Annotated in this window: 20 protein-coding genes and 1 pseudogene; 18 read left to right on the forward strand and 3 right to left on the reverse strand. The window is 64.3% G+C overall.

The window, feature by feature from the left end; translation table 11 throughout:
- Positions 1 to 339, forward strand: a pseudogene (locus AC1DJB_RS00005) (TasA family protein); the annotation flags it as partial.
- A gap of 141 nt (positions 340 to 480) precedes the next feature.
- Here the strand turns inward: AC1DJB_RS00005 and AC1DJB_RS00010 are convergent.
- The gene (locus AC1DJB_RS00010) at positions 481 to 2,046 is read right to left on the reverse strand and encodes a chitinase (RefSeq protein ID WP_441432658.1); all 1,566 of its coding nucleotides are present in this window, start codon (positions 2,044 to 2,046) and stop codon (positions 481 to 483) included.
- Positions 2,047 to 2,264: 218 nt separating this feature from the next.
- Here AC1DJB_RS00010 and AC1DJB_RS00015 point away from each other — a divergent pair, with 218 nt between their 5' ends.
- Both AC1DJB_RS00015 and AC1DJB_RS00020 read left to right on the forward strand, forming a co-directional pair.
- Positions 2,265 to 4,601, forward strand: coding sequence for a glycosyltransferase family 2 protein (locus AC1DJB_RS00015; RefSeq protein WP_476909822.1), 2,337 nt, complete (start codon positions 2,265 to 2,267; stop codon positions 4,599 to 4,601).
- 78 nt (positions 4,602 to 4,679) lie between these two features.
- Positions 4,680 to 6,170: an SDR family oxidoreductase gene (locus AC1DJB_RS00020; RefSeq protein WP_441432656.1), complete on the forward strand. Its 1,491-nt coding sequence runs from the start codon at positions 4,680 to 4,682 to the stop codon at positions 6,168 to 6,170.
- Here AC1DJB_RS00020 and AC1DJB_RS00025 read toward each other — a convergent pair.
- The gene (locus AC1DJB_RS00025; RefSeq protein ID WP_059387214.1) at positions 6,167 to 6,979 is read right to left on the reverse strand and encodes a DeoR/GlpR family DNA-binding transcription regulator; all 813 of its coding nucleotides are present in this window, start codon (positions 6,977 to 6,979) and stop codon (positions 6,167 to 6,169) included. The genes AC1DJB_RS00020 and AC1DJB_RS00025 overlap by 4 nt on opposite strands.
- Before the next feature lie 158 nt (positions 6,980 to 7,137).
- On the opposite strand from AC1DJB_RS00025, the gene AC1DJB_RS00030 reads away from it, so the two are divergent.
- The 15 genes from AC1DJB_RS00030 (at position 7,138) to AC1DJB_RS00100 (ending at position 21,178) form a co-directional block, all read left to right on the forward strand.
- The gene (locus tag AC1DJB_RS00030; protein ID WP_441432668.1) at positions 7,138 to 7,488 is read left to right on the forward strand and encodes a metalloregulator ArsR/SmtB family transcription factor; all 351 of its coding nucleotides are present in this window, start codon (positions 7,138 to 7,140) and stop codon (positions 7,486 to 7,488) included.
- Complete coding sequence (locus AC1DJB_RS00035; protein WP_441432655.1) at positions 7,485 to 8,198, forward strand: aquaporin; 714 nt, start codon at positions 7,485 to 7,487, stop codon at positions 8,196 to 8,198. Before AC1DJB_RS00030 ends, AC1DJB_RS00035 begins: the two co-directional genes overlap by 4 nt.
- Positions 8,195 to 8,614, forward strand: coding sequence for an arsenate reductase ArsC (locus tag AC1DJB_RS00040; protein WP_306959068.1), 420 nt, complete (start codon positions 8,195 to 8,197; stop codon positions 8,612 to 8,614). The genes AC1DJB_RS00035 and AC1DJB_RS00040 overlap by 4 nt, the downstream gene beginning before the upstream one ends.
- A gap of 37 nt (positions 8,615 to 8,651) precedes the next feature.
- A complete protein-coding gene (locus AC1DJB_RS00045; protein ID WP_441432654.1) occupies positions 8,652 to 10,028 on the forward strand; it encodes an NAD(P)-binding domain-containing protein in 1,377 nt (458 codons plus the stop codon).
- Between the two features lie 38 nt (positions 10,029 to 10,066).
- Positions 10,067 to 10,489 (forward strand): arsenate-mycothiol transferase ArsC, encoded by a 423-nt coding sequence (locus AC1DJB_RS00050; RefSeq protein WP_441432653.1) that lies wholly within the window; start codon positions 10,067 to 10,069, stop codon positions 10,487 to 10,489.
- A gap of 177 nt (positions 10,490 to 10,666) precedes the next feature.
- Positions 10,667 to 11,008: a DUF5655 domain-containing protein gene (locus AC1DJB_RS00055; protein WP_307053625.1), complete on the forward strand. Its 342-nt coding sequence runs from the start codon at positions 10,667 to 10,669 to the stop codon at positions 11,006 to 11,008.
- A gap of 146 nt (positions 11,009 to 11,154) precedes the next feature.
- On the forward strand, positions 11,155 to 11,685 hold the full coding sequence (locus AC1DJB_RS00060; RefSeq protein ID WP_441432652.1) for a DinB family protein: 531 nt from the start codon (positions 11,155 to 11,157) through the stop codon (positions 11,683 to 11,685).
- A gap of 54 nt (positions 11,686 to 11,739) precedes the next feature.
- Entirely contained in the window at positions 11,740 to 12,387 is a 648-nt protein-coding gene (locus tag AC1DJB_RS00065; protein ID WP_059387220.1) for a bifunctional 4-hydroxy-2-oxoglutarate aldolase/2-dehydro-3-deoxy-phosphogluconate aldolase, read from the forward strand.
- A gap of 97 nt (positions 12,388 to 12,484) precedes the next feature.
- On the forward strand, positions 12,485 to 13,780 hold the full coding sequence (locus tag AC1DJB_RS00070) for an MFS transporter (protein ID WP_441432651.1): 1,296 nt from the start codon (positions 12,485 to 12,487) through the stop codon (positions 13,778 to 13,780).
- 104 nt (positions 13,781 to 13,884) lie between these two features.
- A complete protein-coding gene (locus tag AC1DJB_RS00075; RefSeq protein WP_476909823.1) occupies positions 13,885 to 14,481 on the forward strand; it encodes a P-loop nucleotide/nucleoside kinase family protein in 597 nt (198 codons plus the stop codon).
- An 83-nt stretch (positions 14,482 to 14,564) separates the two neighbouring features.
- A complete protein-coding gene (locus AC1DJB_RS00080) occupies positions 14,565 to 15,914 on the forward strand; it encodes a MinD/ParA family ATP-binding protein (RefSeq protein WP_370872700.1) in 1,350 nt (449 codons plus the stop codon).
- A gap of 369 nt (positions 15,915 to 16,283) precedes the next feature.
- A complete protein-coding gene (locus AC1DJB_RS00085; protein WP_441432649.1) occupies positions 16,284 to 17,180 on the forward strand; it encodes a glycoside hydrolase family 25 domain-containing protein in 897 nt (298 codons plus the stop codon).
- A 155-nt stretch (positions 17,181 to 17,335) separates the two neighbouring features.
- A complete protein-coding gene (locus AC1DJB_RS00090) occupies positions 17,336 to 18,289 on the forward strand; it encodes a hypothetical protein (protein WP_441432648.1) in 954 nt (317 codons plus the stop codon).
- A gap of 147 nt (positions 18,290 to 18,436) precedes the next feature.
- Positions 18,437 to 19,657 carry an MFS transporter gene (locus AC1DJB_RS00095; RefSeq protein ID WP_284990940.1) on the forward strand — a complete coding sequence of 407 codons (1,221 nt, stop codon included), beginning with the start codon at positions 18,437 to 18,439 and terminating at the stop codon, positions 19,655 to 19,657.
- A gap of 243 nt (positions 19,658 to 19,900) precedes the next feature.
- Complete coding sequence (locus AC1DJB_RS00100) at positions 19,901 to 21,178, forward strand: acyltransferase family protein (protein ID WP_441432647.1); 1,278 nt, start codon at positions 19,901 to 19,903, stop codon at positions 21,176 to 21,178.
- A 15-nt stretch (positions 21,179 to 21,193) separates the two neighbouring features.
- Here the strand turns inward: AC1DJB_RS00100 and AC1DJB_RS00105 are convergent, their stop codons facing one another.
- On the reverse strand, positions 21,194 to 21,988 hold the full coding sequence (locus AC1DJB_RS00105) for an alpha/beta fold hydrolase (protein ID WP_441432646.1): 795 nt from the start codon (positions 21,986 to 21,988) through the stop codon (positions 21,194 to 21,196).
- Positions 21,989 to 22,011 lie beyond the last annotated feature (23 nt).

The raw sequence follows: 22,011 nt of genomic DNA on the forward strand, positions 1-22,011 counted from the left end.
CTCACCACCGCGGCCTCCCCGACCTCCCTGCTGGACACCAACACCACCATGGGCCTGCAGGTCACCGTCGATAACTGCTCCACCGCCTGGACCGAAGCCGGCACCGCCCCCGCCTACACCTACACCTGCTCCGGCACCACCACCAGCGTCCTCGCCTCCCGCCCCGTCATCGGCGCCAACCTCACCCTGGCCAACCTCACCTCGGTCACCGCCGGACACACCGACAACCTCCGCGTCACCCTGACCCTGCCCTCCACCGCAGACAACACCCTGCAGAACCAGAGCAGCACCATCGCCTTCAACTTCACCGGCACCCAGCGCACCGCCACCAACCAGTAACACCCCCACCCAGCCAGCCCTCCGCCGTCGAGCCCCCCATGCAAACGACGGCGGAGGGCCTTCCCGTCGAAACCCCATCGCGAACTGGCAGCAGATGCCCTCAAAAAGCAGAGGGCATCTGCTGCCAGTTCGCGCTTAAGTTCAGGAAGCTGGCGCGGTGGGCGAGGGCGACATGAGCTGGGCCGGGGTCAATTTCGCCCAGGGGGAGTCCGGCGCACCCTGGATTGCTGCCTCCGGGCTGTCTCCCTGGGTCCACCACTTGGCCTCGAACGCGGACCCTTCGAAGACAATGCGGTCGCCCTTGTGATAGATCGTCTCCGGCGCCCATGCCGGGAAAGTTCCCGCAGGCACGGTTGCTTTGGGGCTTGGCCTGTCGCCAGGAAGCACGGGACCCACGAGTTTCCACGGGGTGGCGCCGCCCTGCAGAACGGGGTTGTCCGGGACGTCCGCGCGGGTCCACCATTTTGCCTCGTAGACGCTGCCGTGCCACACCACCCTGTCCGCCGCGGTGTAGGCGGCGTAGCTGCTCCACACCGGATAAGGGCTGGTTGCGGGATCGTCGGTGGTGGGCGTGGCACTGATTGAGGCAGTTGCAGTAGGCGATGGAGCCACAGCCGGCGTAGGCAGCCCTACATCATTGGCAAGCGTGGCCGAAAACAGTTGGGAGCCCTGGACCACCCCGCTGCATCCGTCCGAAACCTTGCTCACATCCGGGTAGTTGGGGCTACACGTCCGGTCCCTGTTCATGGACCACATCGACAACCTACCGAGGCCCTTGTCCTTGACGAAGCTGTTCATGGTGGCGGCATCGTCGAGCGTGAATATTTCGCCGGCAATGTCGTTCTGGCCCACCATGACGGTCAGGCCCAGCTTGCGCCAAAGGGTTTCGCTGCCAAAGTCGGTTCCGGCGTTGCGGTAGAGGGCGGCGAGCTGTCCGTGGGCGGCATCCGCGGCTGATTCCGCGGCCCGGGACATGCTCCAAGCCGCAGGCTTACTGGCGCCGAAATCCATCGTCATGATGTTTACGCCCTCCAGCTCGACGCCGCCCGCGAGGGTATGCGCCACGATGACCTGGCCCTGGCTCGTGAGTCCGTCCGGGTCGGCCGCAAGGGTGAGCCAGACGGCAAGGGGCTTGCCGCTGGCTTTGCGTTCCTTCTGAATGGCGGCGACGGCTTGCGCACGTCGGTCGGCTGCGGCTATGTCGCCCAAGGCGGCGCCTTCGACGTCGAGATCCACCGTTGCGACGTCGTAGCGATCCACGATCTGCCGGTAGGCGCCGGTCAGGGACTTCGTGTCCTTGCAGGAAACTGCGAGTTCATTGTTGTTCATCCCGCCGAAGGAAACCGCCGGGGCCCCTCCAAGCTGGCGGAGCCGGGCGATTCTCCGGTCCAGATCGAGGTCGGAGGCTGCCTGGTCGGGGCTGTACGCCGCACCCCAGGACGGGGCGCAGCCCTGCTTCGGATCGGCGACGACGAAGGACAGCACCACGGCCTTCGCGCTGGGCACTGCTGGATCTTCGAACGCGAACCGCGGCGTCGCCGTCACGTCCACATAGCCGGAAAACACCGAAGGCATGGAGGCCGCGGCGCTGACGTCCTGGACGTTGCGGAGTCCGAGGTAGCCCGCCGTGACCGCCGCCACCACGATGACGCAAAGGATGCCCAAACGCAGGACGGACAGCCGGCGGCCGGGAAAGCGTTTCGACACAGAGATACCCCCAGAGCATTGGAATAGGACTTCGCGGATGTCCGGGAAAGAACTCACTCCGGTGGTGGCTGCGCAGCTTGGCGTAGCATTTCCACGAGTCTTATCCCAACTACGCGTCGTTCGCCTATCATAGGGGCGCACTGTAGTGCGGGCCGTCACATTACGCCTGCATTGTGCCGCGCGTCCGCTGGGGGCGCACGGACGGCGAATGGGGATTCATGTCGGACCAGATCGTGCTGCTACGCCCCGATGACCAGGGAACCGCGGACGGGCAGTCTTCAAAAGCCCGGAAGCGTCAGTGGGGCGCGGAGAAACGCTCTGAACCGCTCTCGATCGTCCACCCAGCACCGTCGCGGCGCAAGATAGTCCTCGGCCGCGTCGGCGTCCTCACCACTGTCCTCGCCTGGCTCGGCTATGTGATCACGACCGTGCTCAAGCAGCTCGTGGACAACCCCGGCGCCGGATTCCGCTTCGGCGCCGAAACCCTCTCCTACTTGGTGGTGGTGTCCTTCCTGACGTTCTCGGCACTGATGTACCTCACCGCCCGCCAGGGCGCCCTGACCCGCTTTCGGGCCCACCGTCGGGTTCCCCGAGGGGAGCTCGACCGGCACTTCTTCGACTACTCCGAGGGCATCACCGTACTGATTCCCTCCTATGCGGAGGAACCGGAAGTAGTCCGCGGCACCATGTGGTCCGCGGTCCTGCAGGAATTCCCGGACCTCAGCGTCGTGCTGCTCCTCGATGACCCACCCTTCCCTGCAGACCCTGACGTGCTCCGCCGCCTCGAAGCCACCCGCGCGCTCGCCGGCCAGATCACGGAAACCCTCAAGGAACCAGCGGCGAGGGTCAACGGCGCCTACGCGAGGTACCGCCGTCGTCGTCGTGATCAAGAAGCTGAACCGGACGCGGGCACCGAAGTTGAGCGGCTCATCGCCGAATACCAATACGCCGCCGAATGGCTCGAAGCTATGGCCGAGACCGAGTCTGTCGAGGACCACGTGGATGAGTTCTTCGTCGATCTGGTCCTCATGGGCCTGGCCCGGGAACTGCGCCTGGTCATCCTGGCCCTGACGGCCGCGAACGCGCAGCGGACCTCGCCTGGCCCGGAACGCATCGCTGAACTGTACGCGCGGCTTACCTGGATCTTCAACGCCCGGGTGTCCACGTTCGAGCGGAAGCGGTTCGCGAGCCTCTCCCACGAGGCCAACAAGGCCATGAACCTGAATGCCTACCTTTCGCTCATGGGCGGGACGTGGCACCCGGAACAGACGGCGGACGGCACCGTCTTGCGGCCCGCAGGAGTCGACGACGGCGATGTGCTGTCCGTCCCGGACACCACCTACGTCCTGACCCTGGACGCCGACTCGATGCTGCTGCGCGACTACTGCCTCCGCCTGGTTCATCTTCTCGAATCCCCGGGCAATGAAAAGGTAGCCGTCACCCAGACCCCGTATTCCTCCTTCCGCGGGGCACCGACCCGGATCGAGCGCATCGCCGGCGCCACCACGGACATCCAGCACATCCAGCACCAAGGCATGACCCAATACGGCGCCACGTTCTGGGTGGGAGCGAACGCCGTGATCCGCAAACGCGCACTGGAAGACATCGTCGAGATCTCGACGGTGGGTGGCTTTGAAGTCAGGACCTACATCCAGGACCGCACGGTCATCGAAGACACCGAGTCCAGCGTGGACCTTGGCAAGCACGGCTGGACCCTGGCCAACTACCCGGAGAGGCTCAGCTACAGCGCCACGCCGCCGGACTTCGGATCGCTCGTGGTGCAGCGACGGCGCTGGGCCAACGGCGGCCTGCTGATCCTGCCGAAACTTTGGGAACAGATCCGCAAGCGCCGTGGGCAGGCCCGGCCGGTTCTCTTCCGCGAGATCCTGTTGCGGGTCAACTACATGGCCTCCATCACCTGGGCGAGCTTCGGGCTGCTGTTCCTCCTCGCGTACCCCTACGACAGCCGCCTCCTCAGCCCCTTGGTCTTCCTCGCCGCCCTGCCCTACTTCCTGGCGATGGGCAGCGACCTGCGGGACTGCGGCCACCGGTTCAGCGACATCTTCCGGATCTACGGCTTCAACCTGGTGCTGCTGCCGGTCAATCTTGCCGGCGTCCTGAAGTCCCTCCAGCAGGCCCTCACGGGAGACAAGATCCCGTTCGTCCGCACCCCGAAGGTCAAGGACCGCACCGCGGCCCCGGCCCTCTATGTCCTGGCTCCGTACTTGATCGTTGCGTTCTCCTTGTTGACCGTCTGGCGCAACTGGCAACTTGGAAACTGGGGCAACGCCGCTTTCGCCGCCTTCAACGCCATCATGGCCGCGGGCGCGATCCGGGCCTATATCGGACTGGCCAACTCCGGAGTGGACATGTACCTTGGCGTGCTGAACTGGCTGTACGTCGAGCCCAAGAAGCCGAAGGCGCTGCCGCCGGCCATCATTCCCAAAACCCCGGAACAGGTCGACTGGGAGTCTCTGCTCTACCACGGTGACCGCCGCCTGAACCGCGACCTCCGCGGCAAGAACGACCGCCGGAAACGGGCCGGATCGGTGTAGGGCTACGCTGGCATAGGGCGTCGGCGTTCCGGCTCAGTAAGGGCATCCGGCTCCGCAAGGTCATTCGGAAGGGGCACAATGAATCCACTTGCAGTGGTATTGGGATCCACCGGCTATATCGGTGGACGGCTCGTTCCCCGATTGCTCGACGCCGGTTACGACGTCCGCGTCCTGGTGCGCCATGCGAACAAGCTCAGGGACGTCCCCTGGGCGGACCGTGTGAACGTAATGATCGGCGACCTCGAGGATGTCGAGTCCTTGCGGGAGGCTTTTACCGGGGCCGACGTCATTTACTACCTGGTGCACTCGATGGGTCCATCCGGCCAGCGGTCTTTTGAACAGACCGAAAGGCTCTGCGCCGGCAACGTAGCACGCGCGGCAGCCGACGCCGGCGCCGGACGGATCATCTACCTGGGCGGACTGCACCCGGAAGGAACGCTCAGCCGGCACCTCCAATCCCGCAAGGAAGTGGGCGACATTTTCCTAGCGGAACCGCGCGTGCCCGCGATCGTCCTTCAGGCCGGCGTCGTGATCGGCTCCGGTTCGGCGTCGTTCGAAATGATCCGGCAACTGACCGAGGTGCTGCCCCTCATGGTGGCTCCGCGATGGGTGCGGAACAAAGTCCAGCCGATCGCGATCCGCGACGTGCTCTATTACCTGGTCGCGGCGGCCGGGCTCCCGGCTTCGCTCAACCGCACCTTCGACCTGGGCGGCCCGGACGTCCTCCGGTACGACGAGATGATGAACGGTTATGCCGCGGAAGCGGGGCTGCGGCGTCGTCCGGTGATTGCACTGCCCGTCCTGACTCCATGGTTGGCATCCCAGTGGGTCAACCTCGTCACCCCCATTCCCCGGTCCTTGGCCGTGCCGCTGATCGGATCCCTGCAGCAGAACTGCGTGGTCGCGGAGCGGGACATCCACCAATACATCGATCCACCCGAAGCCGGGCTGCTTGGATACCGTGAATCGCTTCGCCTGGCATTGGCGCGGGAGACCGGCGGGGAAGTGGAAACCAGCTGGCAGAACTCCTCCGTTCGCGGTGCTCCAAGTGATCCGCTTCCCAGCGACCCGCAGTGGGCCGGCCATCTGGTGTACCAGGACAACCAGCAGCAGCTCACGACGGCGACGCCGCAACAATTGTGGCAAGTCATCGAAGGCATCGGCGGGGACAACGGCTGGTACTCGTTTCCCCTGGCCTGGTCCGTGCGCGGCTGGATGGACAAGATCGTGGGTGGAGTGGGGCTCCGCCGCGGCCGGCTCAGTCCGACCCGCCTGAATACGGGGGACGCGCTGGACTTCTGGCGTGTGGAGCAGATCGACCGCGGCTCGCTGTTGCGCCTCCGCGCGGAAATGAAGGTCCCCGGGCGGGCCTGGCTGGAAATGCGCGCCGAAGAAGCCGAAGGCGGGGCGCTCTACCAACAAAGGGCGATCTTCTTCCCCAAAGGCCTGGGCGGACGCTTGTACTGGCTTGCGGTATTGCCCTTCCACGGCGTCATCTTCAAGGGAATGGCCAACCGAATTACGGCAGCGGCGGCGTCGATGGCGGACGACGATCCGGCCTTGCCTTAGCGGCCGGAACCGTTCGCTGCCGCGACGTACACCGTGACGCCCAATTCTTGGATGTTATCCCGGGTGTCCCGCTCCAGTTCATCGTCGGTGACGACGGCGTCCAGTTGCTCGATCGGCGCGACCCGGAACTTCGCAAAGGTTCCGAACTTGGTGCTGTCCGCCAGCAGGAAGCAGCGCGACGCTGCCTCAAGAGCGGCCAGTTTCATTTCCACCTTGTCCATGGACGGCGTAGTGACGCCGCGAGAGAGGCTCCATGCGCCGGTGCTCATGAAGAACAGATCGATGTTGATGTGCTTGATGGCGTCGGCTGCCATGCGGCCTGAACTTGAAGCGCTGGAAGCATCCACCACACCGCCGGTATGGATGGTCTCAACGTTGGGGTATGCGAATAAAGACGTGACCACGTAAAAATCGTTGGTGACCACCGTGATGTTCTTCCGGGCACCGAGATAGGGGACCACGGACTGGCAAGTTGTACCGGCGTCGAGGAACAAGACCATGTCATCCTCAACGAACTGGGACGCAAGCTCGGCGATTGCTTTTTTCCGAGGCAGCTCTAGCTGAGCCCGTGATTCCCGCTCCCGTGGAGGTTCCTGGCTGGTCCTCTCCGCCAAACGCACGCCTCCCTGGACCGACAACACATGACCGGCATCTTCGAGGGCCGTAATGTCGCGCCGGATGGTCATGTGGGAGACGTTCATGGATTCCGTCAGGCTGCGGATGCTCAGCACTCCCTCGCGGCGAAGCAAGCGAAGAATCTCCTGATGGCGCTGCTCCGGGATCAGGGGAGGTGATGTTGACGAACTCAAGGTTGCTCCTTCGCGGTGACAAACCCATCTTAACAAGTTTTCACACAGTGTTCCGATTTGTGTTTGCCGCCGGAGTCGGGAACCTTCTTGATCGCCGCAGCCTTGCCTTAAACGGCCTTGCCTTAAACATCGACAGATGTGAATATTTACGTGTGTCTATGTCCTTGCAGTTGACGCCCGTCCAGACCGTGGCGTGTTGCTCGCCGCTGTCCCGGGAGCCCTTGTCTGAATCCAAAGCCGAAGGAATCGTGCCGCTGCTGAAAGCGCTGGCCGATCCGGTACGGCTGCGGTTGATGTCCTTGGTGGCGTCCCATGAGGGCAGCGAAGCCTGCGTGTGCGATCTGAACGACGCGTTTGAGCTGTCACAGCCGACCATCAGCCACCACCTGAAAGTCCTGCACGAAGCGGGTCTCCTGGAACGCGAAAAGCGGGGAGTCTGGGTCTACTACCGCGCCCGCACCGACGCGCTGTCCGGCCTGGCGGCCTTGATCGGGGGACAAAGCCAGTGAGCGTTCTGACACGGCGGGCCGTAGCGGAGTTCGTAGGAACTGCCTTCCTGGTTATGGCCGTGGTGGGGTCCGGCGTCATGGCCTCGCGACTGTCCCCGAACGACATCGGACTGGAGCTCCTGCAGAACAGCGTCGCCACTGGCGCCGCGCTCGTGGCGTTGATCCTGGCGCTGCAGCCGGTCTCGGCATCCTTCAACCCGGCGGTCACTTTGGTGGAGCGCGCCCTGGGGATCCTGGATACGCCCACTGCGCTTGCACTGATCGCCGCACAGTTCGTAGGAGGCCTCGCCGGGACAGTGCTGGCCAACCTGATGTTCGGCCTCGACGCCGTGACGCTCTCCACGCATGAACGCGCCGGGGGAGGGCTGTGGCTTGGCGAAGTCATCGCGACCATCGGGCTGCTCTTGGTCATCTTCGGCACCATCCGTTCCGGACGCCCTGAGCGCGTGGCGTTTGCAGTCGGCGGCTACATCACGGCCGCCTACTGGTTCACCAGCTCCACCAGCTTCGCGAATCCCGCCGTGACCGCGGCCCGGACCATTACCGACACCTTCGCCGGCATAGCCCCGGCCTCCGCTCCGGCGTTCATCCTCGCGCAGTTGTTGGGCGGAGCCGTAGGGTTCTTCCTGATCCGTGCCCTGTACCCACGCGTTCCCGCGTTGCCTTCGTCTCTGTCAGCTCCCGCACCCGATCGAAAGGTCCTCTCATGAGCGCTGAAACCGTCAAGAAACCCTCCGTCCTCTTTGTCTGTGTCCACAATGCAGGCCGTTCCCAGATGGCTGCCGCCTTCCTCACGACCCTCGGTGAGGGCCGGATCGAGGTCCGCTCGGCGGGTTCCCAGCCCGCAGACAAGGTCAACCCTGCCGCCGTCGAAGCCATGGCCGAACTTGGCATCGACATGTCCGCCGAAATCCCCAAGATCCTCACCACAGAGGCCGTCAAGGAATCCGACGTCGTCATCACCATGGGCTGCGGCGACGAATGCCCGTACTTCCCGGGCAAGCGCTACGAGGATTGGGTTCTCGAAGATCCGGCCGGCCAGGGGATTGAAGCCGTCCGCCCCATCCGCGACGAGATCAAGACCCGCATCGAGGACCTGATCGCATCCCTTAGCCCTGCTGCGTAGCGCGGGACGCAGGGAGACTGGACAAACCGAGGACAGCATGGATTCAGTGAAGAACCTTCCCATTGCCGTGATCGGCGCCGGACCTATCGGCCTTGCCGCGGCCGCCCACCTCCTTGAACGCGGCTTGGAACCAGTGATCTTCGAAGCAGGCCCGACGGCGGGGGCCGCGATCGAACAATGGCGCCACATCCGCTTGTTCTCACCCTGGCGGTTCAACCTCGACGCCGCTTCCCTCCGCCTGCTCGATGCATCCGGGTGGGAGGCACCGCGCCCCACGGCACTCCCGTATGGCGGGGAGCTCATCGACAATTACCTTGCACCTTTGGCTGCCCTTCCTGCCATCGGCTCCCGCCTCCAGACGGGTGCCCGAGTTGTGGCGGTCACCCGTGCAGGCCTGGACAAGACCCACGTCAGGGACCGTGACACCACGCCGTTCGTTGTGCGGGTCGAGCACGAGGACGGCGAAATCCGCGACCACACCGCGGCAGCCGTCATTGACGCTTCAGGAACCTGGTCCACCCGCAATCCGCTCGGCACCTCCGGCCTGCCCGCCATCGGCGAGAACGCGGCCGCTGAGCGGATCTCCTCGCCCCTTCCCGACGTAGTGGGCCGGGACCGCGCCGCCTTCGCCCGCCGCCGTGTCCTCGTGGTCGGGGCAGGGCACTCGGCCGCGAACACCCTAATCAACCTCGCGGACCTCGCCAAGGAAGAACCAGGAACCACGATCCTCTGGGCGGTCCGGGGCGCCTCCGCGGAGAAGGTCTATGGTGGCGGCGACGCTGACGGTCTTCCCGCCCGCGGCCAGCTCGGATCCCGGCTCCGCCGCTTGGTCGAGGCCGGCACCATCGAACTGCACACCGGCTTCGGCATCAGCACCTTGAAATCCCTGGATACCCATGTGAGTGTCGAAGCCGCCGATGGCCGCACGCTCGACGCGGACGTCGTCGTGCCTTGCACCGGCTTCCGCCCCGACTTGGACATGCTCCGCGAACTCCGACTCAACCTTGACCCCGCCATTGAAGCACCTACAAGGCTCGGCCCGCTGATCGATCCTGAATTCCATTCTTGCGGCACGGTGCCTCCGCACGGCGCGAGGCTTCTGGCGCACCCCGAGAAGGACTTTTACATCGTGGGCATGAAGTCCTACGGCCGGGCCCCGACCTTCCTGCTGGCAACCGGTTACGAACAGGTCCGCTCCGTCGCTGCCGCCCTCGCCGGAGACCAGACAGCCGCTGACACCGTCCAGCTTGAACTGCCCGAAACAGGCGTCTGCTCCACGGACGCCGGCACCAGCTGTGACGTTCCCGCCCAGGAGATTGCATCATCGGAGGACGCCGGCTGCTGCGCGGCTCCCGAGCCGGTCCTCGTCGGGTTCCCCACCGGGCTGACCCACGGACGCTCGGGCGCAGCCTGATGCAAGAATCGGCGATCTCAGATGCAAGAATCACAAGCATGATCGAGTCAATCAAGACCCCGAGCGTCCTGTTCGTCTGCAGCAGGAACGGCGGAAAGTCCCAGTTAGCCGCCGGGCTCATGCGTGACCTTGCCGGAGACGCTGTCGCGGTTCATTCAGCAGGCACCAACCCATGCGAGGCACTGAATCCCGAATCCGTGGAGTCCCTGAGCGAACTCGGCATCGACGTCACCGGCGAGCACCCCAAACCCATCACAGACGACGTGCTCGACGCCGCCGACGTCGTGGTTGTCCTGGGCACCGAAGCCAAACTCGAACGCCACGGCACGGCCCGCGTCCTGACCTGGGAAACCGACGAGCCCTCCGCTCGTGGCATCGAAGGCATGGACCGCATGCGCCTGGTCCGTGACGACATCAAGGACCGCGTCCAAAGGCTCTACGCCGAACTCGTGGAAAACTAGGCCCCCGGCGTTTCTTCGGCCGCCGATTACGGGACAGGCTCCTCCGCCTCGCACACGGCCTCAACCGGTCAACTCCTTGATAGTCACAAGCGGGGCCCGAGGCGCTTTGCGTGAAATCCCGACTAAACCGGGTCCAAGCGAAGGCTCGGAGACAAGCCTTCGCCTTATGCTGGCTGAATGGCACGTACCGCAAGAGAACGCATTGATGGCGATCCCGTTTCCTCGGGCGTTTACGGTGCCCTTCTCGATCAGATTTCTGCGCTTGACGGGTGTGAGCTGCAGGAGAACGCCTCGTCGTTCCATGTCGCTCACGGGCGCGCGTTTCTGGGGATCCATCCCCGCCGAGGCGGGATTCTGGTCAACATTGTTTTGGACAGGCAAATCGAATCTGATCGTGTGCACCGCGCCGAGCGTGTATCTGCTAACCGGTGGCATAACGAAGTCATCCTGAAGGACCCTTCAGAGCTTGATGCTGAGATGCTGGCCTGGATCCGCGAAGGATATGCCCTCACTGCCTGAAACAGGATGAACGCAGGTTCGTTTCCGAGGGCATGAAGCTTTCGCGGGCCCTGCCCCACCGGACCAGATTTGACCGGCCCGCCCGGGCCGAAAAAACTTGACACGATCGGCGTTCCTTCGGCGGTCGATTGCGGGACACTTGAGCCATGGATCCGGGCCGGGAAGCAACCGTCGCCGAATACGGGCGTGCCTGCCTTCAGCTGAAAAGTTGGCTGGCGAACGCGACGCCATCGGATTTGAAGCGCAAGAGCAACGGGACCCGCTGGACCAACGAGGAACTGCTTTTCCACATGGTCTTCGGATACATGATCGTCCGGTCCCTCTTGCCCTTGGTCCGCGTTATGAGTCGCCTGCCCCGATCCTGGGGCAGGGGGTTCGCCGCCGCTTTGAACGCGGGAACCGGCCCGTTCGACTGGGTGAACTATTGGGGTTCCCGGGCGGCCGCCACGGTCTATGACCGGCACCGGATGGGCCGGAAACTCGAAAAGACGATCACGGTACTGGCGCACCGCCTCGAACGCGAATCCCCGGACTCACTGGCCAGATCGATGCCTTTCCCGACCCGGTGGGACCCCTTCTTCACAGCTGACATGACGCTCGCAGATACCTATGCCTATGCCACCAAGCATTTCGACTTCCATGCGAAGCAGCTGAGCCTCCGGCCGCCGAAGTTTTAACAAGTTTTCACAGACTGTTCCAATTTGTGAATATTTGGGGTAATCTCTTAATCAATGTTAACCAAATTTGAAGTACTAGAGACCATCGTCCGCACCGGCGCCTTGCTGATTGCCCGCCTGGACAGTGCCGACGAGGCCTACCGCGTATCTGAAGCGGCCATCGAGGGCGGCATCCGTGCAGTGGAGGTCCCGTTGACTGTTCCCGGTGCCCTGGGAGTCATCGAGCGGCTTGCCGATAAATACGGGGACCAAGGCATCGTGATTGGCGCCGGTACCGTGCTCGACGCAGAAGCTGCTTTTGCGAGCATCTCTGCGGGCGCTCGGCTGTTGGTCAGCCCGCAGTTCAATCCGAAGATGATCGCTGCAGGAAACCGCTACCAAGCCGTCACTGCCAGCGGAGCATTCACCCCCACGGAGGTCGTCAACACCCTCGAAGCCGGGGCGGACATCATCAAGCTGTTCCCCGCTGAACTGGGCGGGCCCTCATATGTCAAGACCATCCTGGCGCCCCTGCCGCAGGCACCCATCATGCCTTCCGGCGGAGTTACGCCCGCGAATGTCGGCGCCTGGTTCGGCGCGGGTGTGACCGCCGTCGGCGTGGGAAGTTTTGTGACAAAGGCGGCCCGGAACGACGGCGACTACGGACTAGTCGCCCGCGCTGCGCAGACCTTCCTCACAGCGATCGACGAAGCCCGGCGCTAACCGAAGCCCGGCGCTAGCCGGCAAGCAAATCCGGCAGGAGCCGGCGAAAGCACAACCCGACAAGGACTGTCGGTCAGAACACAAAGGAGTGAGCTGCATGAGCCAAGCATCAGCAGATATAGACGCCACGGATACCAAGCCCCTGAGGCGCGTGAGAATCAGGTGGTACCTGGTAGCTCTGCTGGTCATCGGCGGGATCGTGAATTACCTGGACCGAAACAACCTGAGCATCGCGAACACCACGATTGCCAAGGAATTCGGCCTTAACGCCCTTCAGATGGGGTTGCTGCTTTCGGCGTTCTCGTGGCCGTACGCTATTGCCAACCTGCCTGCCGGCTACCTTGTGGACAAGTATGGTCCCAAGCGCATGTTCGCCTGGGCCGCCGGACTCTGGTCCATCATCTCGATGCTCTCCGCCCTCGCCAATTCCTTCGGCTTCCTGTACGCCGCCCGTGTGGCCTTGGGTATTTCGGAATCCCCATTCTTCACTTCCGGGCTGAAGGTCGCCGACCGTTGGTTCAACAAGACCGAGCGCGCCCTGCCGGTCTCGATCGTCAACACCGGCTCGCAGATTGCCAACGCCATCGCCCCTCCGCTGCTGACCTTCCTGTTGCTGACCATGAGCTGGCGCGGCATGTTCATCGTCATCGGCGCACTCGGCGTGATCGTCGCCCTCGTGTGGCTCCGCGTCTACCGTGACCCCACGCTCAAGGAACAGTTCCTCATCAAGGGTGCTGAGTTCGAAGAGCAGTCGAAGCCCAAGGAAAAGCAAGCCGGCTGGGGCGAGCTGCTCAAGCAGAAGAACACCTGGTTCATGGTCCTGGGCGCGTTCGGCATCTTCTACACAGTGTGGGTCTACCTCACCTGGTTGCCGAGCTACCTGCAGACCGCCCGTGGCTTCAGCCTCAGCCAGAGTGGCTGGCTCGCGGCCCTGCCGTTCCTCTGCGGCATCATTGGTGTGCTGACCGGCGGCGTGATCTCCAGCAGGGCCATCCGCCGCGGCATTCCTACCGTCACCGCCCGCAAGCTCCCGATCGTCGGAGGCGCGCTCCTCGCCGCCGCAGCCGTCCTGCCCGTTGCCTATGTTGATAACTCCGCACTGGCTATCGTCCTGCTCTCTGTCGGTTACTTCGCCGCCCAAGTGCCGATCGGTGTCCTCTGGACGCTGGCAGCGGACATCGCAGAACCCTCCCAGGTGGCTTCCTTGGGCGCCATCCAGAACTTCGGCGGCTTCCTCGGTGCGGCACTCGCTCCGATCGTCACTGGCTTCATCCTTACCGAAACCGGCGGCAACTACACCATGGTCTTCCTGATTGGCGGAGTCCTGCTGGTGGTGGGCGCACTCTCCTACGGCTTCTTCGTTAAGGACCGCCGGACCACAGTTTCGGCCTAGCCTCGGCGCTGTGGCGGGGACGGCAACAACGCCTACCCGCCACAGCCCTTGACTGAAAGAATTTGATCCAGGGTTCAATGCAGAACAGACAGTTGAAGACAACCATGCCGCAGGTATTTTTTGTGATCGGGCCGGCGGGCTCCGGCAAGTCGAGCGTCAGCAAGCTCCTCGCCGAACACCACGGTGCCGCTTACATCGACAAGGACACCGCCACCAAGCGATTCACGGAGCTGCTGTTGACACTCGACGGCTCCGATCCGAACGAGCGCGATAATAATGAGTTCTACCAGCGGGCCATCCTGCCGCTGGAGTACGCGTCCATTTTGGACCTCACCCGTGACAACCTGAGCGTCGGCCGCTCCGTGGTCCTGGACGCACCCTTTGGCAAGTTCTTCGCCGATCCGGACTACCTCATCAACGCCGGGCGGGAGCATCATTGGCCCGAGGCCGAACTGATCGTGGTGCATGTTCGAACCGATGGGGAGGCCGTCAGGGCGCGCCTTGTAGCCCGGGGATATGAGCGCGACGAATGGAAGCTCAATAACTGGGAACAATTCTGGTCCGCATCCCAGGTCAACGCCTGTGAGTGGAAAGGTGCCCGCCACGTCGAACTCGACAACAGCGGCGACGCGATCGACGTCGGGCTTCTTGACGTTGTGTTCGGCATCGGCGGTGTTCCGACGTCCGACCCGCCGGCTTGAGCGACCGCCAAAAAACGAATGTCCGAACTGCGCGGCACGCCCGCTATGACGGGTTTGTGACCGTCTCCACCTAGAATTGCTGGTTGAAGCAATTCAAACGAGAGCCGCGGCGCACAACGCTGCGAATCCTAGGGGACAAGACCATGCCGGATTCCGTGGAGAACGAAGCCAGCGCCGCTGCATCTATCGAAGGGCAGCCCGAGCTTCGTCGACGCCGCGATCGCCGTCGCGAAGAGGGTGACCCCTGGACAGGAACCATGCCGATCATCACGCCGAACGATTCCGACGCACCCGCATCCACGCCTGCCCCGCTGCAAAGCAGATCGTGGGCCGAAGCGGCAGCCGCAGCCGACGCATCCACCGGAGCGGTCACCGACCCGGCCAGCGGTGACGCAAGCCGTGAGGAACCGCGCCGCGAGATCCCGACAGCGGCAGCACCGGCGTCGGGCGCTGACTCGCCGGCATCCGCTCGAGCCGGACGGGCCGCAGCCGCCAATGCTCCGATTTCAGACTTCATCTCGTCCCCGGGTTCCTTCGTGAGGGAACAGAAACCGCGTCCCATCGGTGGCTTCCGCGGCATGCTCTACAGGCTGACCGGCGGCGCGTGGAACCTCGGTCCCAGCGCCAAGCAGCGTGAAGAGGACGAGCTCGCGCGGCGCATTTCCCGCCAGCTTCAAGGCAGCTACAACACCGCCGTGCTGAGCCTCAAGGGCGGGATCGGCAAGACCTCGACGACGGTCGGCGTGGGCCTCACCCTGGCGGAATTCCGCGGCGACCCGCCCTGCGCCATCGACGCGAACCCCGATTCCGGCGACCTCGTGGAGCGTGCGCTGGGCGAGGGCATCTACCAAAAGGCCACGCCGCGCACCATCACGGACCTGCTCAAGAACGTGGAAAACGTCGATTCGCTCACGGCGCTGGCCCGGTACATGCACCATGCCGGCCGACTGCACCTGATCGCCGGTGAACAGGACCCGGAAGTTTCGGATTCGCTGACCGCCGAGGAATACTTGCGGATCCGCCAGCTGATCTCGGGCTACTACTCCATCGCGCTGACCGATTGCGGTACCGGCGTAACGCACAATGCCATGAGCGGCATCCTGCAATCGGCCGACAACCTCATCATCGCCGCCGGCTACGCTGTGAGCGGTGCCAAGCGTGCCCGCAGCACCCTTCAGTGGCTTGCGAGCCACGGCTACGAGGACCTCGCGCGCAACGCGATCGTGGTGATCACGGACAAGGACGAGGTGTCGTCCCGCGTGGACAAGGATGCCATCGAGGAACACCTCGCCGGGATTTGCCGCCAGTTGATTGCCGTCCCGCACGACAGGGGAGTGGCCGACGGCGACCTGGTCACCCTTGACGTCCTGCGCCCCGACACCCGGCGTGCGTACAAAGAGATCGCGGCCGCGATCGTGGACGGGTACGTGTAGCGCCTCCCCTTTTCGGGGGCCCCGCCCAACTAGCTCGCATTAGATGTCGTTTTGAGGGCTCAAAACGACATCTAATGCGAGTCAGTTGGGTGGGGCTACTTAGTTATTGCCTAGCGTGACGCCCGCGACACTCTATTACTACTTGTTTTTGCCCGGGTAAGAGCGGGTTCTTACTCGACTACTACGCGGATTGCAAATTGTCGCTTCCGCCGGGATTTCCCTAAAGTTGCCCTTGGACGTCATTCGCTTTGCGGGGCGACCTCGCCATGACCGGGAACTGGGCCCGGGCATGGTGCACCCAATTCCGTGCCTTCATGACACCCTGCTGCGCCCGTTTCTGAACCCGAGGCCAGCACCCAGGAGCCTCTTTTGATTCCCAAAAAACTTGCCTTGATGTTCGCTGCCGTGCTTCTCCTCGGAGTGACGGGTGCCACGGGCGCTCGGCCTTCCGCCAACACAGCGCCCGACGCCGGCGCCGCACCAATCGCCAATGCCGCACCCGCCGCTGAGGTGGCCCCGCTCGCGACGCCAGCTCCAGCACCGCCCGCTGCCCCCACTCCAGCACCGCCCGCCGTTCCGCAGCCTGCCGCCGCTCCCGCGCCCGTCGTCGTCGTGCCCCAGGCTGCCGCCGTACCCCAAGCGGACGCTGTACCCCAAACCGACCAGGGCGGCTCCGTCAAGGTGCTCGACACCACGGCGGCCATCACCGACCCCAACTGGTTCCGCCAGGCCTACGCCGAGGGCTTCCGTCTCTACGTGATGCACTCCACCGTCTGGGGCACGTGCACTCCGTGGCAGCAGACCCAGGCCCAATTGAAGATGGCGCTCGACGCCGGCCTCAAGATCGCGGTCTACACGCGTGACGCGTCGTGCTGGTCGAACGGGATCAAAGCGGCCGGTCCGTACATGTCCCAATTGCAGTTCTTCGCCCTGGACATCGAACCCGGCGGATCCCTGGTGACGCGGGCCATGGTGGATGGCGTGCGGAGCCTTGGCGTGCGGCCCGTGATCTACAGCGGCAGCGGCATGTGGCCCGGGTTGATGGGCAACAGCACCGCATTTGCGGACGTGCCCCTGTGGGATACCGACACGAGCAATCTCAACTACGCCAGCTGGGTCCCCAACTACCTGGCACCGAACCCCGTGCAGTACGGCGGCTGGAATACCGCGGGCACCATGCGCGTGGGCATCCAGCAGAAGTTCGAACATACCCTGAACGGCATCAACGTGGACCTGAACTCGTTCAACGCCAGCTTCCTGAAGTAGTCGCTGCGCTTCGTGCCCTGCGCTGCGCTAAATTCCTGACGCAGACGGAATTCCGGGGGCGCAGGGAACACACCGTGTCGGAGAGCACTGGAGTTGTCCACATGGGGGAATTCGGTGCTGTCGCGGGCCTCAATCGCCGTGGCAGGTTCTTAGGCATGACCCGCTTGCCACGCCTGATACTCAGCCGAGATCACCTTTTTCACGGAACGACCCTCAAGGAACTCGCCCGCAGCGCCAAAACGGGTGCCTTGCATCGCGTCCGCCAAGGCGTGTACGTCGACGGCGCTGCGTGGGCAGCGCTGAAACCGTGGGAACAATACCGTGTCCAGATCAGCGCGGCGGCCGAAACCTCCAGAGCGCGGACCATTTTCGCCAGGCACTCGGCGGCGTCAGTATGGGGGATCCCCACCATCGGCCTGCATCATCCGGTGCAGGCCGTGACCCTGAGGAACGACGGCGGCCGCTCGCGGGCCGGGATAACCCGCCACTACGCGGACCCCTCCGGCCTCAAGGTATGTCGCCGCGAGGGACTGCTGGTGACTGACAGGGTTCGCACCGTACTGGATCTGGCAGCTTTCACCCCGTTCGTCGAAGCGATCGCTCCCTTGGATCACGTGCTCAAAGCCGACCGGAAACGGGGATTGCCTGCCATCACGAAAGAGGCGCTTCTGGCAGGAGCGGACGGAATTTATACGGCGGCGGCCATCCGGAGAATCCAAACGGCGGTCGAATTCGCAGATCCCCTGTCCGGATCCGCGGGGGAATCCTACAGCCGCGCCTTGATGCATGTCGACGGCTTTGAGGCCCCGGTTCTTCAACGCGAATTCCGCGACGAAGCGGGCCTGGTGGGCTTTTCGGACTTCTATTGGAAGGGTGTGCGGGTGGCCGGGGAGTTTGACGGCATCGACAAGTACCTGAAACCGGAATTCCTCAAGGGACGGACCCCCGCTCAAGCCGTCGTCGAGGAGAAGCTGCGCGAAGACCGGATCCGTGCCACGGGGTGCGGCGTCGTCCGTTGGGTGTGGGCGGAACTCATGGCGCCCGGCGTGTTAGAACGGAAGCTGGCAGCGGCAGGCGTGCCCCGGCGTCGTCCGCGCGGAGGCTTTTGACGCTGCGCGGAATGCCTGGCGCTGCGCGGAATGCCTGACGCTGCGCGGAATGCCTGACGCTGCGCGGAATGCCTGACGCTGCCGGAATTCCGTGCGCGACAGGTATTTCGCGCGTCGCAAATGGAGTGGCGGCCTAGGATGAAAGGGATGACGACAACCAGCACCGTTCAACCCTTCAATCTCCGCAGCATCGCGTTGCCCGCCTTTGGGCCCGCCCTGCTGTTCTGTATCGGCGAAGGCGCGGTGCTTCCGGTGGTGGCCTTGTCCGCCCGCGACCTGGGTGCGTCCGTGGCTGTGTCCGCGTTGGTGGTCACCCTGATCGGGCTGGGATCCTGGTTCTTCAACCTGCCCGCGTCGCTCATCACCATTAAATTCGGCGAACGATGGGCCATCGTGGCTGCAGGCGCCGCCGGAGCGTTGGCCTTGTTGGCCGCAGGATTCGCGCCGCTCCTTGCGCACAACGGAATCTGGCTGCTCGCCGCGGCGATGACCGTCGTCGGGATGTCCACGAGCGTCTTCAACCTCGCGCGCCAGAAGTACCTCACGGAAGCCGTCCCCGTGATTTACCGGGCCCGCGCGCTCTCGACGTTGGGCGGAGTGACCCGGATCGGCGTGTTCATCGGCCCGTTCGTCGGTGCGGCCGTGATGCAGTTCGCCGGCATCAGCGGGGCGTATTGGGTTGGCGTGGTGGGCATGGCGGCCGCCGCGGTGTTGTCCCTCACCATCCCGGATCTCGTCTTGCCGGACGACGTCGACGGCGGCCGCAAGGGTCCGGAGCCTACCCTCCGTGGTGTTGCGGTTTCCCATGCGGGCGTGTTCCTCACGATCGGGACCGGGATCCTGCTGCTCAGCGCCCTGCGGGCCTCACGCCAAGTTGTCATCCCGTTGTGGGCGGACCACCTGGGATTGGACGCGACACACGCGTCTCTGATCTACGGCTTGTCCGGCGCGATCGACATGCTGGTGTTCTATCCGGCCGGCAAGCTCATGGACCGCAAGGGGCGCATGTGGGTCGCGGTGCCGTCCACCCTCATCATGGGCGCGGCGTTGTTCCTGATGCCGTCCTCCGCCGAGTTCGTGGGGCTCCTGCTGGCCTCGCTCCTGATCGGCTTCGGCAACGGCATCAGCTCGGGACTCATCATGACTCTCGGCGCCGACTTTTCCCCGGAGAAGGGCCGCGGGCAATTCCTCGGCCTGTGGAGGTTCATTTCCGACGCCGGTGCCACGGGCGGGCCAGTGCTGCTCTCGGCGCTCACTGCCGCAGTATCGCTCGCGGCGGGCGTCTGGGCCACCGGCTTCCTGGGCGTGGCCGCGGCGGCGGTATTCGCCGTCGCGCTCCCGAAACTCAAGCACCGCAGGAACTACTAGTCCCCAGCCGCCCCCTAGCTTCGCAAGCTCAGCCAGGGAACCCCGCGGCTGTGGGCCCACCCACCGGCTCCCTCGCCGGTGGCGGGGCCTAGACCCCCTCGCTTTGCAAGCCACCACCGGCGGTGTGGGCCCAACTGGCTCGCAATTAATGTCGTTTTGAGGGCTCAGAACGACATTACCTGCGAGTCAGTTGGGTATGCGGCTCCCAGATTCCGGTCAGGTGGCTCCGGTATGGTGAATTGGATGTTCTCAGTCATCGCGCCTCCGCATCGTGCCCCCACTGCGAATCCGACCCCTGGGAATCCCGCCAAAGACGGCGCCCCGTCGCTTGGTTCAGGGGCACAGAATCGCCTGCCGAAGAGCGACGCAAAGCAGTCCCGGCCTGATCTGGCGACGCTCACCGCACTGCGTTTTGTTGCCGCTCTGTGGGTGGTGTTCTTCCACCTTCAAGCCATGCAGCACACCTTCCTTGCCCCCGTCTACGAGCTGTTCCGACCCATCATTGCCAACGGCGACCTGGGCGTGGACGTGTTCTTTGTTCTCAGCGGTTTCATCATCACCTACACGTACCTGGACCGACTCGGCCCACGGTTCAGCTGGCGAGCTTCAGCGGACTTTGTCTGGGCCCGGTTCGCCCGGATGTGGCCCGCGTTCGCTCTGGTGGTGGGCGTGTTGGGCCTTTGGTTGGTGTACGGGAGCGCGCAGGAATCCGTGCGGGAATGGTCCCTCCAGACCGAGTCTCCCGACCTGTCGCCGTGGGGTCTCGCCAAGCAGCTGCTGATGATGCATCTCTGGTTCCAGCCGGGTACCGACGGCGCCAGTTGGTTCGGGCCCGGATGGACGGTAAGTGCCGAGTGGCTGGCCTACTTGGCATTTCCGCTGCTGGCGCTGGTCCTGTTCCGGCTACGCCGTCTCCATCCGCTCGCGGCGCTGGCCGCCTCTGTGCTCGTTCTCCTGCCGACGGCCGTCTGGGGTCCGGACTTGCCCATCGCCACGGATGAGCATCAGCCTTACGAATGGCTGCTGCGGATCGCATGCTGCTTCATTGCCGGAGCGTTCGCTTGCATCGCCGCACGGAATGCGAACCGTATGAAATTCAACGCTGCCCTGGCCGGTCCGGGCGCCCTGCTGACCGGAACCGCCGTCGTCGTCTTTCTGGCCACGGCAGGTAAACCGGGTCCGGGACGGCTGGCCGTGCTTGCCTTCCCGTTGCTCATTGCCCTGCTTAGCCTGACCCGCGGCTGGCTCCGCTCGGCATTGTCCGCCCGGTGGCTGCAGTATGGCGGGCACAGCTCCTACAGCCTTTACTTGGTCCACATGTTCTTCATCTACCTCTTCTACTGGCTCATCAGGGACTGGCCGAACGGCGCCGGACCTGTGGCGGAGAACGAGCTCGGGGTGGCATGCTTGCTCGGGATTGCCTTGGCCACCCACCTGCTGTACAGGTATGTCGAGGAACCGGCCCGACTCCGGTTGCGCGCATTGGTGCCGAAGGTCGGGGCCGCGAAGCCGGGGGCGTGATGCCGTGCGTGAACCTCAGCCGCGCGAACTGAGGAACGCGATGGTGTCCGCTGCCACCTGGTCCGGACACTCCCACAAGACCAGATGCCCTACCCCGGGATAGACCTTCAACACCGCGCCTGATATTCGCGCCGCCAAGGCCTCTTGGTGCCTTCGAGGCAACACACCGTCATGCGCGCCCCACAGGATCAGGGTGGGCGCGAGAATGGTTCCGAACTCGGTGGGCGGAGTTGCCGTACGCAAGCCATTGAGGATGAGCTTCCACGCATCGGCGGGCATCCTGAGTCCGTCGCGCACCCGGTCCTCGATAAACCAAGTGGGAACCGCATGCAGCAGTGGGAACCAAGCCAAGGAATTCCGGACCCAGTTCTCGTCGACGGGGTCCTGCAGAGTGGCGACTTCATCGGCGAAAGCAGTCCGGCCCCGAAGGCTCAGCGGAGAGCCAACCAGCACGAGCGCCGCGACGCGACCAGGGTACGCGATGGCTAACTGCTGGGCCACGTAGCCGCCGCTCGAGGAACCAAGAACGGACGCCCTGTGCACACCGAGCGCATCCAGGATGGCTGCGGCGTCCTCGGCCTGCTCCGCCAACGAATAGCCGAGCTCCGGTTTCTCGGCGTCGCCCTGCCCGCGGAGGTCGGGCGCGTAGATCCTGAAGTCCGTCAGCAGGGGTACAAGGCGGTCGAAACTACGGCGGGATTCGCCCCAGGCGTGCAGAAGCAACACCGGCTTCGCATCGGCGTCGCCATGGACCAAACACGGAACCCGAATACCCGTGGTGAGCCTGAGACCCAGGACTTCGGCGCCCATAGCATCAGGGTACGCCGAGCGGC

It is taken from the genome of Arthrobacter sp. 01T428 (assembly GCF_056398685.1).